Origin of the sequence: Franzmannia qiaohouensis (assembly GCF_031451695.1) — a bacterium.
Lineage (GTDB): Bacteria > Pseudomonadota > Gammaproteobacteria > Pseudomonadales > Halomonadaceae > Franzmannia > Franzmannia qiaohouensis.
Genome location: NZ_JARWAM010000010.1, coordinates 1 through 15357, shown reverse-complemented (window position 1 = coordinate 15357; position 15357 = coordinate 1). Strand labels below are relative to the sequence as shown.

The window sequence follows — 15357 nt, the reverse complement described above, 5'->3', positions numbered from 1 at the left end:
TGAATCAGCCGCCACCCGAGAGGGTGGCGGCTTTTTTGTGGGTGCGCCAGAAGTGATGGGCGCCTCTTTGCCTTGGTGGGGCGGATCGCCGACAATCCAGGCACGCAACAGGAACATGGAGATGTGACATGCAGGGACTTCGGCGCGGACTCTTGATGGTGATGCTGGCCTGGCTGCCTGGCCTGGCCCACGCAGAGGCGCCAACGGTGGCCGCTGCCTCGGACCTGCAGTTCGCCCTCGAGGACATCGCCGAGCGCTTCACCGCCGAGACCGGCCAGGCGCTGCGCCTGAATTTCGGCTCGTCCGGCAACTTCCGCCGCCAGATCGCCCAGGGCGCACCCTTCGAGCTCTACCTCTCCGCCGACGAAGCCTACGTCGAGGCGCTCCACGCCGAGGGGCATACCGTCGATGCCGGCGTGCGCTATGCGGTGGGGCGGCTGGTATGGCTACAGCCGGCCGGGCGCGATGACCTGCCCGCTGACGACGCGCCGCTGGCCGCGGTGCAGGCTGCGGTAGCCAGCCTGCAGGCGGGTGAGGCGCGCGCGCGCATCGCCCTGGCCAACCCCGAGCATGCGCCCTACGGCGTGGCCGCGCAGCAGGCCCTGGAGCATGCCGGCCTGTGGGCCGAGATGCAGCCGCTCAAGGTGCTCGGCGAGAATGTTTCCCAGGCGGCGCAGTTCGCGCTGGGCGGCGACGCCCGCGGCGGCCTGGTGGCCTATTCGCTGGCCCTGGCGCCGGCGCTGGCGGCGCGCGCAGAGCATGTGCTGATTCCCGAGGCGTGGCACGCGCCGCTCAACCAGCGCATGGTGCTGATCGAGGGTGCTGGCGAGACCGCCCGCGACTTCTACGCCTACCTGCAGCAGGACGCGGCGCGCGAAATGCTCGCCGAGTACGGCTTCAGCCTGCCGTCAGGCGACGAGACGCCTTGATGGATTGGCGTGCGCTGACGGTCTCGCTGCAGCTGGCGGTCTTTACCTGCCTGCTACTCATCCCTATTGGACTATGGCTGGGGCGAACCCTGGCGACCCGCCGGTTTCGCGGCAAGGCGCTGTGCGAGGCGGCGGTGGCACTGCCGCTGGTGATGCCGCCCACCGTGCTGGGTTTCTACCTGATGCTGGCGTTCGGCGTTGAGGCACCGTTTGGCGCACTCTGGCAGCGGCTGACCGGCAGCGGCCTGAACTTCACCTTCAGCGGTATCCTGCTGGCCTCGCTGGTGGTCAACCTGCCGTTCGCCGTGCAGCCCATCCAGCGCGCCTTCGAAGGGGTGCCGCGCAACGTCCGCGAAGCGGCCTGGTGCTGCGGCCTCTCGCCGTGGCAGACCTTCGCCCGTATCGAACTGCCGCTGGTATGGCCAGGGTTAATCTCGGCACTGGCGCTGACCTTCGCCCACACCCTCGGCGAATTCGGGGTGATCCTGATGGTCGGTGGCTCCATCGACGGCGAGACGCGGACCCTGGCGATCTCGATCTACGACCGCGTGCAGGCCTTCGACGAGGCCGGCGCGGGGATCATGTCGGCGATCCTGCTGGCGGTCTCCTTCGTGACCATCGGCGTGGTCTACGGCCTGGCCCGCCGCGGCAGGGGGCTGCATGTCTGAGCCATCTTCCCCGCCACAAGGCCTCGAGGTGCGGCTGCAGCAGGCCGGGCCGATTCCGCTGGCCGCGGATTTCCACTGCGCGCCCGGCGAGCTGCTGGCGCTGGTGGGCCCCTCCGGCGGCGGCAAGACCACCCTGCTGCGTGCCATCGCCGGCCTCTATCGGCCTGAGCGCGGGAGCATTCGCTGCGCCGGGGAGACCTGGTTCGATGCCGATGGCGGCGTCTGCCTTAGCCCGCAGCGGCGACGTATCGGTCTGGTATTCCAGGACTATGCGCTGTTTCCCCACCTCACCTCCCAGGCCAACGTGATGGCGGCAATGGATCATGTGCCGCGGGGCGAGCGTGCCGGGCGTGCGTCACGCTGGCTGGCCCAGGTGCGGCTCGAGGGGCTCGAGGGGCGCTACCCGGCGGCGCTGTCCGGCGGCCAGCGCCAGCGGGTGGCGGTGGCCCGGGCGCTGGCCCGCGAGCCGCGGGCGCTGCTGCTCGATGAGCCGTTCTCGGCGGTGGATCAGGTCACCCGGCGGCGCCTGCAGCGCGAGCTCGCCCAGCTGCGCGAGATGATCGACATCCCCATCATGCTGGTCACCCATGACCTGGAGGAGGCCGCGGCGCTGGCCGACCGGCTGTGCGTGCTGCACGCCGGCGAGACCTTGCAGAGCGGCACCGCCGAGGCACTGTTTCGCCGCCCGGCGTCGCCCCAGGTGGCGCGCCTGCTCGACAAGCACAACGTCTTCGAGGGGCAGGCGCTGCGCGACAGCGATGGGCAGAGCAGGGTGCAGTGGGGCCCCTACCGGCTCACTGCCGAGCTGCCGGCAAATGTCGCGAGTGGCGACCCGGTGCACTGGTATGTTCCCCCTTCGGATGTCGTGCTGCACCGGCGCGAGCGGCCCTCTCGCGGAGAGCGCGAGAACCCCGTGCATGGCTGGGTCAGCGAGATGATCGTGCTCGGCGGTATCGCCCAGGTCACGCTGGGCTTTGCCCACACCCGCGATAGCCTGCGCTTCGAGATCGCCACCCATGCGGCGCGGCGCAATGGTCTGTCCCGCGGTGAGCCAGTTGGCGTATCGCTGTTGGCCGCGGGCCTGCACGTCATGCCCGATGCCGGGACGAGGGGCCAGGCGGAAGGTTAGTACGAGGGCGCCGGACTCGACTGATCGAGCGTTTCGCAGCGGTTACGGCCCCTTGATTTGGCCAGGTACAGCGCCTTGTCGGCTTCTACCAGCAGGTGTTGGGGGCTGGTGTCCTGCCCGCTGTGGGTGGCGATGCCAATGCTGATGGTCACCGGGATGGCCCCTCCCTCCTCGCCTTGCAGGGTCAGGCATTCGACATCGTCGCGCAACGCCTCGGCGATCTCCCACGCAGCGCGGCCATCGGCGTCCTTGACCAGCGCTGCAAACTCCTCGCCACCGAGTCGGCCCAGCGGGCCGCGCGGATGCAGGTGCTTGTCGAGCCGCCGAGCGACCGCTTGCAACACTGTATCGCCCACCTGGTGGCCGTGCTGGTCGTTGATACGTTTGAAATTATCGATGTCGATCACCAGTACCGAACAGGGTTTGGCTTCGCGTAGCGAGCGTCTCAGCTGCTTGATGGCCTGGCGCAGGAAGGTGCGCCGGTTGGCGAGACCGGTCAGCGAGTCGGTGGTCGCCAGTTGCTTGAGCTCATGCTCCATGCGCTTGCGCTCGCTGATGTCCAGGCTCCAGATCAGCCAGGCACGACGCGAGTCGATCTCGAGGTGGCGTACCGAGAGCAGCGCCCAGTATGGCGACCTGGGGTCGAGGCGTGCCTCCCAGTTGTCGAACGCCTGGCTCGAGGTCAGCCGCTGCATGAAGAGTGTGTACTGGTGCGAATCGACGAATAGCGATTCGAGAAAGCCACTGTCATTGGCGCTGGCGCGTTGCCGAAGGGTGTCGCTGATATAGTAGGCGTGCTGGTCGTTGGCGCCGAGCAGGGCCACGTCGCTCGGGCTCGAGTCGAGGATGATGCCGAGCAGTGCCTTGCGCTCCTCGAGCCGCCGGGTGCGCTCGGCAACACGTTCTTCCAGCGACTGGTTGAGGGTGCCGAGCTCGCGTGTCAGGTGCAGCGTATGGCGGTGGTCCCTGAATAGCTTGGCCGCCAGCAGCAGGCTGCCTGTCCCCAATAGCAGCAGCACCCATACCAGTCGCTGGAAGGTGCGCTTGAGGTCCTGGCGTTCGCCATCGAGACGGCTGGCCACGGCAATATTGGCACTGACGATGATGTCGTGGGTGGGGCCCAGCATGCTCGGCAGCTGATCTGCCATCTCGCTGGCGACCTGGGTGGCCAGGGAAGTGTCCTGCCACGAGAGGCGTGACGACCAGGCGTCAAGCAGCGAGTCGAGGTGCTCGAGGGTTTTGGGCAGTTCAGTATGCGCCTCGGGTAGGTAGTCGAAGACCTGGGTATTCTGCAGGGGGGCAAGCTGACTCATCGCTACCCCCAGGCGCTGGATCAGTTCAGGCGCCGTTGCCTCACCGGCCAGCACGCGGTTGGCGGTGTCGCTCAATCGGCGCGTTTCCGAGTGCAGCTGATAGCTCTGCCACACTTCGGTATGCATCCCCGGCGCAGAGTACTTCGCATACTTGGCATTGACGTTGACCAGGCTGTAGGCCGTGGCCAAGATCATCGTCGCTAGCGTAGACAGGAGCGCCAGCATGGCCAGCTTATGGTGTCGGGGGCGGCTGGGCTGCATGAGTGGCCTTACTCCAATCTCAGTTCATCAAGCTGCCACACCGTGCGGCTGAAAAAAGCGCGGGTCAGTAGTTCGGGGTGCTCACCATAGGGATACATGATGACCAGCGGACCGCGCTGGCTGATGCTGAGGTACTCGCCATTGCGCTGGTAGGCGACGATCGGGTCGTAGCGCTCGAGGTCGCTGATGGGGATGGTTTCGCGATAGCTGTCCATGGCGCTGGCGGTGATTCGAGCAGGCAAGGGCTCGCCCAACCCCTGCAGCAGCGAGGCCAGAGAGACGCCGGTCCACTCGGCCTCGTGATCGCCGACATCGGGAATCAGGCCCGTCACGCTGCGGCTTGGGTATGCTTCCAGGTCGGCCACACTGAGTACATGCGAAACGCCTCCTGGGCCGGGGTGAATGGTAAGAATCGGCATGTCGCGGGGTGGCGCTGCCTGGACGCCAAAGGGCAGGAGCAGGCCAGCCAGCAAGAGGCGAGTGATGACCCGGTGCATGCCAGTTCTCTCCTTTAGGTTCATTATGGATTTCCTCTGCGCATCGTTCTGGCAGTAATATCGGCAGGACCTAGCTTAAGCTGTAGCACCTTGTGCGAGCACCCTAATGAGCACCGCTCAAACACCAGAGGACGAAGGATGAACCTGACCCGCCGCCAGCTACTGCTCGGCATGAGCGCCACCCTGATGATGCCCAAGGCGCTGTTGGCGCAGTCCGAGGCTGGCCGGCCCATGGACTTTGCCCGCGATACCCTGGCCATCCATAGTCAGCACGGGCCGCACAAGCTCGAGGTCGAGCTGGCCGAAAGCCTTGCCCAGCGTGCCCGAGGGCTGATGGATCGCGACGAACTGGCCAGCGATGCCGGCATGCTGTTCCTCTATGCCGAGCCTCAGTCGTCGCGCAGCGGCTTCTGGATGTACCGCACCCGGATCCCGCTGGATATCGCTTTCATCGACGAGCAGGGGCGTATCGCGACCATCGCCAGCATGCAGCCCTGCACGTCATCGGATCCGAGCGAATGCCCGGTGACGCGCCCCGGGGCTCGCTATATCGCCGCGCTGGAGGTCAATGCCGGTTATTTCGCCGAGCACGGCATCGAAGAGGGCGACTGCGTGGCGATCCCCACCGCGGCCCTGCAGTGCATGGCCGAGCTGGACGAAGCGGTGTAGCGCGGCAAACTCGGCGGCGCTCGACTTACACCTTGGTGTAAGTGACTTTCTTTCAACGCCTGGCGCTCTACAATGGCCAGTGAGTCATCGCACTCCGGCTTGCCGGCCTTCCCACCCCGAGGTCGGCGAGAGCGTCGAACCTCCCGCCACAAGCGGCCGATATTGCCTTGCTACCCGAAGGCGGCAGCCTCGCTGCCCGCGCCAGGTGCGCACCCATACCAATAAACACTTCGCTGCCCGAGAGGTGGCGCCCTCTGCTGCAAGGACATTCCATGACACTGTCACGCCGCTTGACCCATTTCACCGTCGCGCTGGCCGGTGCCGCGCTGCTCTCCACCTCGCTGTCGGCCCAAGCCCGCGAGCTGTCCGTTTCCACCGTGCTGTCCGACGCCTTCCCCTGGGGCCAGGCGGCGGAGAAGTGGGCCGAGCTCGTCGAGGAGCGCAGCGAGGGCCGCATCACGCTGCGCGTCTATCCCAACTCGCAGCTGGTCTCCGGCGACCAGACCCGCGAATTCTCGGCCATGCGTTCGGGGCTGATCGACCTTGCCGTCGGCTCGACCATCAACTGGTCGCCCCAGGTGCCGGAGCTCAACCTGTTCTCACTGCCGTTCTTCATCCCCGACGAAGCGGCGGTGGATGCCGTCACCGGCGGCGAGGCCGGCGAGATGATCTTCGATGCCATCGAATCCCGCGGCGTGGTGCCGCTGGCCTGGGGCGAAAACGGTTTCCGCCAGCTCTCCAACTCGCGCGGGCCGATCAGCTCGCCGCAGGACCTCGACGGGCTGCGTATCCGCGTGGTCGGCTCGCCGCTGTTCCAGGATACCTTCAGCGCGCTGGGCGCCGACCCGACCCAGATGAGCTGGACCGACGCCCAGCCGGCGCTGACCACCGGCGCGGTGGATGGTCAGGAGAACCCGCTGTCGGTATTCGACGTGGCGCGCATCGATCAGGTGGGCCAGGAGTATCTGACGCTGTGGAACTACATGAATGACCCGCTGATCTTCGCCGCCAACCAGCGCGTGTGGGACTCCCTCGACGAGGCCGACCGCGAGATGCTGCGCGAGACCGCCATCGAGGCCGGGGCTTGGGAAGTCGCCATGACGCGTGAGCAGGAGCCGGAGCGGCGCGCCGACATCGAGTCGCGTGGCGTCACCGTTACCGAGCTTAGCGATGAGCAGCATCAGGCCTTCGTCGAGGCCACCCAGGCGGTCTACGAGAAGTGGGCACCGCGCATCGGCGAGGCGATCGTCGAGGCCGCAGAGGCGTCCATCGACGCACGCTGAGTCGTTCCCTGGTCTTGCCTGCCGCCCCTGGTGTTCGAGGGGCGGCGTCATTTTTTCGAGGTGGTCATGAAGGTGTCTCCTGATGCGCGTCCTGAGCGCTGGCTGGCGTCGCTGGCGCTAATCATCATTGCCGTCATCAGCCTCGGCAACGTGGTGACCCGCTATATCACCGGCGGCTCGCTGGCCTTCACCGAAGAGTTCTCGGTGTTCCTGCTGGTGGTAGTGACCTTTGCCGGTGCCTCGGTGGCGCTGCGCCGCAACGGCCATATCCGCATCGGCCTGCTGGAGCGGGCGCTACCCAACGGGCCGCGCAAGGCGCTGATCGTGCTGCAGTGGCTGTGTGGGGTGACAGTGCTGGGGCTGGTGACCTGGTTCGGCGCCAAGCTGACCTGGGAGGAGTACCAGTGGCAGTCGCTGTCACCGGGGATCGGCCTGCCGCAGTGGTGGTACATCATCTGGCTGCCGCTGCTCTCCGCGGCGATGCTGATTCGCCAGACCCAGCAGACCTGGGACCGGTTAACCGGGAGACTCGCCGATGAGCCCTGACCTGTGGATGCTACTGGCCTTTGCCGGGCTGCTGATCGCCGGCGTGCCGGTGGCCTTTTCGCTGGGCCTGGCGGGGGCGGTGGGCATCGTTATCGGGCTATCGCCGGAGATGCTGGCGACCCTCGGCACCAATACCTATAACAGCGTCGCCAAGTACCCGCTGATCGCCATCCCGCTGTTTATCCTTACCGGTCTGCTGTTCGAGCGCGCTGGCGTGGCGCTGCGCCTGGTGCGCTTCGCCCAGGCGCTGATCGGGCCGCGTCACGGCGGCCTGGCCGTGGTGGCGGTGCTGGTGTGCATGATCATGGGCGGCATGAGCGGCTCGGGGCCGGCGGATGCCGCGGCGGTGGCCATGGTGATGCTGCCGAGCATGACCAAGGCGGGCTATCCCAAGCCGTTCTCGGCCACGCTGATCGCCGCGTCGGCCTCCACGGCGATCCTGATTCCGCCCTCGGTGGCGCTGATTCTCTACTCCATCGTGGTCCCCGGCGTCGACCTGCGCGCGCTGTTCGCCGCCGGGCTGTTCCCGGGGATCCTCGCCGGCCTGGCGATGATGGTGCCGGCGCTGCTGCTGTCGCGCCGCTACGGCTGGGAGGGCGGCACCCCGGTGGAGGGCGCCGAGCAGCTCAAGGTCGGCGAGACCTTCAAGCAGGCGCTGCCGGCGCTGTTTGCCCCGGTGCTGATCCTCGGCGGCCTGCGTTCAGGGCTGTTCACGCCCACCGAGGCGGCGGTGGCGGCGGTGGCCTACGGCATCGTGGTGGGGCTGTTCTTTACCCGCGAGCTCAAGTGGCGCGACCTGTGGTCGCTGTTCGGCGAGGCGGGGGTGATCTCCGGGGTGGTGATGCTGATCATCGCCCTGGCCGGGATCTTCGCCTGGGCCGGCACCATGCTCGGCACCTTCCGCGACATGGCGGAGTGGATCATCGCGCTATCGGACAACGGCGTGATGCTACTGATCCTGATCATGCTGGCGGTGCTGGTCGCCGGCATGCTGCTGGATGCCATCTCGATCTACCTGATCCTGATGCCGATCCTGATTCCGGTGATGCAGCACTTCGAGTGGAACCCGGTGTGGTTCGGTATCCTGCTGGCGATGAATATCGCCATTGGCCAGTTCACGCCGCCGGTGGCGGTCAATCTGATGGTCACCACCGAGGTGGCCAAGATCCGCCTTGAGCAGACCGTGGGCTGGGCGCTGATCTTCGTTGCCGCCATGGGCAGTGCGCTGGCGCTGGTAGCGGTGTTTCCTGACATCGCCCTATGGCTGCCTCGCGTGCTGGGTTACAACGTGGGATAGCCTGCCGCGGATGCTGAGCTATACCTGGGGTAGGGTGACGATAAGGAGAGGGCGGCATGCAACAGGGTGTTGTGATGACAGGCTGTGCTGCACTGCTAGCGATAATGACCTCGGCGCCGCTCGAGGCCCAGCGCATCGGCTGGCAGTCGGGTGAGCCGCATCAGGCCAGGGAGGCGCGTGACGAGCGCCAGTCGCGTCGCGGTGAGCACGCCCCCCAGGCCCGTCCGCGACCCCGGGTCGAGGTGGTGATTCCCCTCGAGCTGCTGCCCCAGGCGGCTCAGCCTGGCGTGCCGGCGAGCCCGCAGACCCCGGCGGCGCCCGACGAACCGCTGGTGCTCGACTGCCGGGCGCTGGCCGAGCGACTGGAGCGCCTGCGCGCCGATACCACCGTCGGCACGCGCCAGCTGCGCGAGCGCCGCGAGCTTGAGGCCCGCTACCGGCGCGCCTGTCGATAGAGCATTTGTCGCACTTGAGCGTGTGATTGGCGACATTCGTTGCAAATGCACGCAGAAACTTGCAACCCTTTACCCTAGCCTGTACCAATGGCCATCCCCGATGAACGCCACACGGCGCCGCTGCCTGTCACCTGCAGAGCGCAGCTGGCCCGCGCGCGCCGCGCAGAATAAACAGGAGATGGCATGAATCAGCCAGTGAATGCCGACCTCGAAAGATCCGCTAGCGCCTTCGAGGCACGCCAGTTCAAGGTCTACACCCATCGCCAACTCGACAAGATCGAGGCGCTCCAGTCTCTGCCTGAGGACCTGCGTTTCGACATGCGGGTGGTCAGCCAGGTACTGCCGTTTCGCGTCAACGAATACGTGATCGAGGAGCTGATCGACTGGGACAATGTGCCCGCGGATCCGGTTTTCCAGCTCACCTTTCCCCAGCGCGGCATGCTGCTTCCCGAGCACTTCGACGAGGTCGCCGAGCTGGTGCGTCGCGATGCGCCGGCGGCCGAGATGAAGCCGGTGATCGAGCGGGTTCGCAGTGAGCTCAATCCGCATCCGGCAGGGCAGATGGACCTCAACCTTCCGCTGCTCGACGGCGAGCCACTGCCCGGCATGCAGCACAAGTACCGCGAGACGGTGCTGTTCTTCCCAAGCCAGGGCCAGGTGTGCCACAGCTACTGCACCTTCTGCTTCCGCTGGGCGCAATTCGTCGGCGACAAGGAGCTCAAGTTCGCCTCCAGCGAGGCCGGTTCCCTGCACCGCTACCTGGCCGAGCACACCGAGGTCACCGACCTGCTGATGACCGGCGGCGACCCCATGGTGATGAAGGCCAAGCACCTGCGCCAGTACCTGGAGGGGCTGATGGCGCCGGAGCTGGACCACGTCCAGGACATCCGCATCGGCACCAAGAGCCTGACCTTCTGGCCCTACCGCTTCGTCACCGACCCCGACGCCGAGGATATCCTCGAGCTGTTCCGTGAATTGACCGCCGCCGGCAAGCACGTCGCCTTCATGGCGCACTTCAACCACTGGAAGGAGATGGACACCCCCATCTGCCGCGAGGCGATCCGGCGCATCCGTGCCACCGGCGCTGAGATTCGCACCCAGGCGCCGCTGCTCAAGCACATCAACGACGATGCCGACCAGTGGGCGCGGATGTGGACCACCCAGGTGCGCCTGGGGATGATCCCCTACTACATGTTCGTCGAGCGCGACACCGGCGCCCGCCACTACTTCGAGGTGCCGCTGGTGCGCGCCTGGGAGATCTATCGCGAGGCGATGAAACAGGTGCCGGGCCTGGCGCGTACCGCCCGCGGGCCGTCGATGTCCGCCGATCCCGGCAAGGTGGAGATCCAGGGCGTGACTGAAATCAAAGGCGAGAAGGTCTTCGTGCTGCGCTTCATCCAGGGCCGCGACAGCGATTGGGTGCAGCGGCCGTTCTTCGCCAAGTACGATGAGGAGGCCACCTGGCTCAACCATCTTGAGCCTGCGCTGGGTGAGCGCGAGTTCTTCTATGAGGCCGAGTTCGCGGCGATGAAGGACGACAAGCAGGCTTTGATCATGAAGGCGTCTTGAAAGAAAGCCAAAATTAACGATCCCTAAACGCTGATGACACCTAGACTGACGGGTATCGGGCGAGAAGCAGAAGATGCTCTCACTGATACCTGTTTTTTTTAGGAAATTTCGCTAAAGTAGCGAACTGTCAATGACGGTATCCTTGGCCCTTTAGCCGCTTCACGCGAGGTGCCGATTGGCTCAATGCCGCGTAAAGAGGCTATAAGTATGCTAGGGCTATCGTAACGCAGGGTAATTGTCCCTGGCAGTAAGCGCTCGGCAGGATCGCCGGTCGCGTCGTCTACAACTTCAAGAGGTGTACAATGAAACGCCATGCCTTCACTGCCGCCGCCTTCTCCGGCGCGCTCCTCGGCGCTGCGGCTTTTGCCGCGCCCGCCGTGGCCAACGAGCAGTTCATCACCATCGGTACCGGTGGCCAGACCGGCGTCTACTACGTCGTCGGCCAGTCGGTGTGCCGCATGGTCAACCGCGGTAGCGACGACCACAACATTCGCTGCAACGCGCCGTCCACCGGTGGCTCCGTGGCCAACGTCAACGGCATGAAGAGCGGTGAGCTGGACATGGGCGTGGTGCAGTCCGACGTTCAGTATCGTGCCTACCACGGCGAAGCCAACTTCGAGGACGACGGCCCCTGGGAAGACATGCGCGCGGTATTCACCATGCACGGTGAGCCGCTGACCGTGGTGGCGCGTGCCAACTCCGACATCGAAACCTTCGACGACCTGCAGGGCAAGCGCGTCAATATCGGCAACCCGGGCTCTGGCCAGCGCAACACCATGGATGTGGTGATGAACGCCAAGGGCTGGACCACTGACGATTTCGCGCTGGCTTCAGAGCTGGACGCCGCCGAGCAGGCTGCTGCGCTGTCCGACAACAACGTCGACGCCATGGTCTACGTCGTCGGCCATCCCAACGGCTCGATCCAGGAAGCCACCACCACCATCGATGCGCGCATCGTGCCGGTGACCGGCGACGAGATCGACGGTCTGGTCGACGAGTACCCCTACTACACTCGTGCCACCATCCCCGGCGGCCTGTATCGCGGCAACGACGAGGACGTCGAGACCTTCGGCGTAGCGGCGACCTTCGTCACCACCGCTGACGTCGACGACGACGTAGTCTACGAGACCGTCAAGGCGGTGTTCGAGAACTTCGATCGCTTCAAGCGCCTGCACCCGGCCTTCGAGAACCTCAACGAAGAGGACATGATCTCCGATGGTCTGACTGCACCGCTACACGACGGTGCCAAGCGCTACTACGTGGAGCAGGGTTGGATCGAGGAGTGATCCTGGCACGCCAGGAGTAACCGACTCCACCTGACGATGCGCGGTCACCCCTGATGGGAGGCCGCGCATCGTGGTTTTGGACATGATGATCCGAGATTGAACTGAGCATGACGTCAAGCAACTTCGAGTGGATAGGGTGCATCCGAGCCACTCGGCCAAGGGCAGGGCAAGCGTATGAGTGCTGACAAGAAAGCGCCGGCAAACGATGTCGATCTGGACGAGATGGTAGCGGCCAGCGACTCCGGTGCGCGCAAGCCGGTAGGCATGCCGGGCAAACTACTGGTCGGTATTGCGGCGACCTGGTCGCTGTTCCAGCTGTGGATTGCTTCGCCACTGCCCTACATATTTCGCACCGGGGTGTTCAACGCCACCGAGGCGCGCTCGATCCACCTGGCCTTTGCGCTGTTTCTGGCCTTCATGGCCTACCCGGCGCTGAAGCGCTCGCCGCGTGACCGGATCCCGATCCAGGACTGGGTGTTCGCCGCGGTGGCGGCCTTCTGTGGCGCCTATATGTTCCTGTTCTACGCCGAGCTGGCGCAGCGCCCCGGACGCCCCCAGCCCCAGGACGTGGTAGTCGGTGTAGTAGGTATCATCATGCTGCTCGAGGCGGCCAGGCGGGCGCTGGGTCCGCCGCTGATGATCGTCGCTTCGGTGTTCATCCTGTATTCGCTGCTGGGCCCCTACATGCCCGGGCTGCTCGCCCACCGCGGGGTCAGCGTGGCGGGGCTGATCAATCACCAGTGGCTGACCACCCAGGGGGTGTTCGGTATCGCGCTGGGGGTGTCGACCAGCTTCGTATTCCTGTTCGTACTATTCGGCGCGCTGCTCGACAAGGCTGGCGCCGGCAACTATTTCATCAAGGTCGCATTCTCGATGCTCGGCCACTACAAGGGCGGGCCGGCCAAGGCCGCGGTAGTTGCCTCGGGCATGACCGGTTTGATCTCTGGCTCGTCGATCGCCAACACCGTTACCACCGGCACCTTCACCATTCCGATGATGAAGCGGGTCGGGTTCTCGGCCGAGAAGGCCGGTGCCGTCGAAGTCTCCTCGTCGGTCAATGGCCAGATCATGCCGCCGGTAATGGGCGCGGCCGCCTTCCTGATGGTCGAGTATGTCGGCATTCCCTACGTGGAGGTGATCAAGCACGCCTTCCTGCCGGCGTTGATCTCCTATATCGCCCTGATCTACATCGTTCATCTCGAGGCGCTCAAGGCCAACATGACCGGCCTGCCGTCGAGCAACCCGGCGCGCCCGCTGATCAACAAGGTGCTTGGCTTCCTGACCGGCCTGATCCTGCTGATGGCGCTGTCGTTTGCGGTCTACTACGGCCTCGGCTGGCTCAAGCCGGTGCTTGGCGATGCCACGCCCTGGGTGGTCGGTGTGGCGCTGGCGGTGATCTATATCGGCCTGCTCAAGGTGGGGTCGAACTATCCCGAGCTGGAGATGGATGACCCCAACTCAAAGGTGCTCAAGCTGCCCCAGACCCGGCCGACGGTGATGGTCGGGTTGCACTTCATCCTGCCGGTTATCGTGCTGGTGTGGTGCCTGATGGTCGAACGCCTGTCTCCGGGGCTGTCGGCGTTCTGGGCCACGGTGTTCATGATCTTCATCATGATCACCCAGCGCCCCATCACCGCGCTGTTCCGCGGCCGCAGTCGCCTGGCGGGGGATATCAAGGAGGGGTTCCTGGATCTCTGGGACGGCCTGGTGGCCGGTGCTCGCAACATGATCGGCATCGGTATCGCGACCGCTGCGGCGGGCATCATCGTCGGTGCGGTCTCCCAGACCGGGGTTGGCCTGGTGCTGGCCGATGTGGTCGAGATCCTGTCCATGGGCAACCTGATGCTGATCCTGCTGCTCACCGCGGTGCTCAGCCTGATCCTCGGCATGGGGCTGCCGACCACTGCCAACTACATCGTGGTCTCGGCGCTGCTGGCGCCGGTGATCGTGATGCTGGGCCAGCAGAATGGCTTGATCGTGCCACTGATCGCGGTGCACCTCTTTGTGTTCTATTTCGGCATCATGGCCGACGTCACGCCACCGGTGGGGCTGGCCTCGTTCGCCGCCGCGGCGGTGTCCGGCGGTGACCCCATCCGCACCGGTTTCCAGGCGTTCTACTACAGCCTGCGTACCGCGGCACTGCCGTTCCTGTTCATCTTCAATACCGACCTGCTGCTGATCGACGTGAGCTTCCTGCAGGGCATCGTGATCTTCATCATCTCGACCATCGCGATGTTGATCTTCGCCGCCGGGACCCAGGGCTTCATGATCGTGCGCAACCGCTGGTACGAGAGCCTGCTGCTGCTATTGGTGGCCTTTACCCTGTTCCGCCCCGGCTACTGGATGGACATCATCCATGATCCTTATCAGTCGGTGCCTCCGGCGCAGCTCGAACAGGCCCTGGACGATATCGAGGACGGCAGCAACATGCGCGTGCAGATTGCTGGCGAAGATGCCTTCGGCGATCCCATGACCACCTATCTGCTGGTGCCGGTACCAGCGGGTGACAGCGGCGCCGAGCGTCTCGAGAATCTCGGGCTCGAGCTCTATGTCGACGGCGACCAGGCGATCGTCGATTTCGTCGAGTTCGGTAGCCTGGCCGATGACATCGGCTTCGACTTCGACCAGGAGATCCTCGAGATCCTTGCGCCGGTGGATCGTTGGGCCAAGGAGTGGATGTGGATCCCCGGCTTCCTGCTGTTTGGGTTGGTGGTGGTGCTGCAGCGTCGCCGTCGTGAACCAACGCCGGCGCAGACGGCGTCCGCCTAGCGCCCAAGGAGAGCTGCCATGTATCAGAAGTTACTGTTGCCCATCGACCTCAACGAAGAGGCGTCGTGGAAGAAGGCCTTGCCCACGGCGCTGACGCTGTGCCGCACCTTCGGCGCTTCGCTGCAGATCGTCACGGTGATGCCCGACTATCGCATGCCGCTGGTGGGCTCCTACTTCCCCAAGGACTTTGCCAAGAAGGCGCGCGAGGCGCTGACCGAGGCCCAGCAGGCGTTCGTCGACGAGCACGTGCCGGATGACGTCAGCGTCAAGCATGCGGTCATCGACGGCTCGCCGTGGGAGGCGATCATCAAGGCGGCCAAGAAGATCGACGCCGACCTGATCGTCATGGCTTCCCACAACAAGCGTAAGTTCGCCGACTACGTGCTCGGCCCCAACGCCGAGCATGTGGTGCACCACTCGAAGATGTCGGTGATGATCGTGCGCTAGCCTACAAACTATTGCGCTCGGCCATACACTAGGCAGCGCTGCACGCTGCATCGCGAATGAATTTGCTCCCACACTGGGAGTGGTGTCAAGGCTAATGTAGGAGCGGCTTCAGCTGCGTTGGGGCATCCCGGCAGCGCTGCGCGCTGCAATCGCGAATGAATTCGCTTATATGGACCCGTCCCGTTGTGCAAGCCCGATTCGCCATGGCCGGGGTGAGACTGCACGCTTATATCCGGCCT

General features: G+C 65.2%; 14 protein-coding genes. 12 read left to right on the top strand and 2 right to left on the bottom strand.

From position 1 onward, the window contains the following. The first annotated feature begins 128 nt into the window (after positions 1-128). Genes modA through QC821_RS14360 form a run of 3 tightly spaced genes read left to right on the top strand, consistent with a single transcriptional unit; the run spans position 129 to position 2726 of the window. Positions 129-929 carry a molybdate ABC transporter substrate-binding protein gene (gene modA, locus QC821_RS14370; protein WP_309722833.1) on the top strand — a complete coding sequence of 267 codons (801 nt, stop codon included), beginning with the start codon at positions 129-131 and terminating at the stop codon, positions 927-929. Next, positions 929-1597 (top strand): molybdate ABC transporter permease subunit, encoded by a 669-nt coding sequence (modB, locus tag QC821_RS14365; RefSeq protein ID WP_309722830.1) that lies wholly within the window; start codon positions 929-931, stop codon positions 1595-1597. The genes modA and modB overlap by 1 nt, the downstream gene beginning before the upstream one ends. Then, complete coding sequence (locus QC821_RS14360; protein ID WP_309722827.1) at positions 1590-2726, top strand: ABC transporter ATP-binding protein; 1137 nt, start codon at positions 1590-1592, stop codon at positions 2724-2726. The genes modB and QC821_RS14360 overlap by 8 nt, the downstream gene beginning before the upstream one ends. Here the strand turns inward: QC821_RS14360 and QC821_RS14355 are convergent. Then, positions 2723-4300, bottom strand: coding sequence for a GGDEF domain-containing protein (locus tag QC821_RS14355; protein ID WP_309722824.1), 1578 nt, complete (start codon positions 4298-4300; stop codon positions 2723-2725). The genes QC821_RS14360 and QC821_RS14355 overlap by 4 nt on opposite strands. Positions 4301-4308: 8 nt before the next feature. Beyond that, on the bottom strand, positions 4309-4797 hold the full coding sequence (locus tag QC821_RS14350) for a putative pterin-binding protein (protein ID WP_309722821.1): 489 nt from the start codon (positions 4795-4797) through the stop codon (positions 4309-4311). A gap of 138 nt (positions 4798-4935) precedes the next feature. On the opposite strand from QC821_RS14350, the gene QC821_RS14345 reads away from it, so the two are divergent. The 9 genes from QC821_RS14345 (at position 4936) to QC821_RS14305 (ending at position 15118) form a co-directional block, all read left to right on the top strand. Next, positions 4936-5466: a DUF192 domain-containing protein gene (locus tag QC821_RS14345; protein ID WP_309722818.1), complete on the top strand. Its 531-nt coding sequence runs from the start codon at positions 4936-4938 to the stop codon at positions 5464-5466. A gap of 272 nt (positions 5467-5738) precedes the next feature. Then, the gene (locus QC821_RS14340; protein WP_309722815.1) at positions 5739-6749 is read left to right on the top strand and encodes a DctP family TRAP transporter solute-binding subunit; all 1011 of its coding nucleotides are present in this window, start codon (positions 5739-5741) and stop codon (positions 6747-6749) included. 66 nt (positions 6750-6815) lie between these two features. Then, on the top strand, positions 6816-7295 hold the full coding sequence (locus QC821_RS14335) for a TRAP transporter small permease (RefSeq protein WP_309722810.1): 480 nt from the start codon (positions 6816-6818) through the stop codon (positions 7293-7295). Next, positions 7285-8592, top strand: coding sequence for a TRAP transporter large permease (locus tag QC821_RS14330; protein WP_309722807.1), 1308 nt, complete (start codon positions 7285-7287; stop codon positions 8590-8592). The genes QC821_RS14335 and QC821_RS14330 overlap by 11 nt, the downstream gene beginning before the upstream one ends. Positions 8593-8648: 56 nt before the next feature. Beyond that, entirely contained in the window at positions 8649-9047 is a 399-nt protein-coding gene (locus tag QC821_RS14325; protein WP_309722804.1) for a hypothetical protein, read from the top strand. Positions 9048-9230: 183 nt separating this feature from the next. Beyond that, a complete protein-coding gene (locus QC821_RS14320) occupies positions 9231-10616 on the top strand; it encodes a KamA family radical SAM protein (protein WP_309722801.1) in 1386 nt (461 codons plus the stop codon). A 302-nt stretch (positions 10617-10918) separates the two neighbouring features. Next, complete coding sequence (locus tag QC821_RS14315) at positions 10919-11902, top strand: TAXI family TRAP transporter solute-binding subunit (protein WP_309722799.1); 984 nt, start codon at positions 10919-10921, stop codon at positions 11900-11902. Between the two features lie 174 nt (positions 11903-12076). Next, positions 12077-14671, top strand: a complete 2595-nt coding sequence (locus tag QC821_RS14310) for a TRAP transporter permease (RefSeq protein WP_309722797.1) — start codon at positions 12077-12079, stop codon at positions 14669-14671. Positions 14672-14689: 18 nt separating this feature from the next. Further along, positions 14690-15118: a universal stress protein gene (locus QC821_RS14305; RefSeq protein WP_309722795.1), complete on the top strand. Its 429-nt coding sequence runs from the start codon at positions 14690-14692 to the stop codon at positions 15116-15118. The last annotated feature ends 239 nt before the right edge of the window (positions 15119-15357 follow it).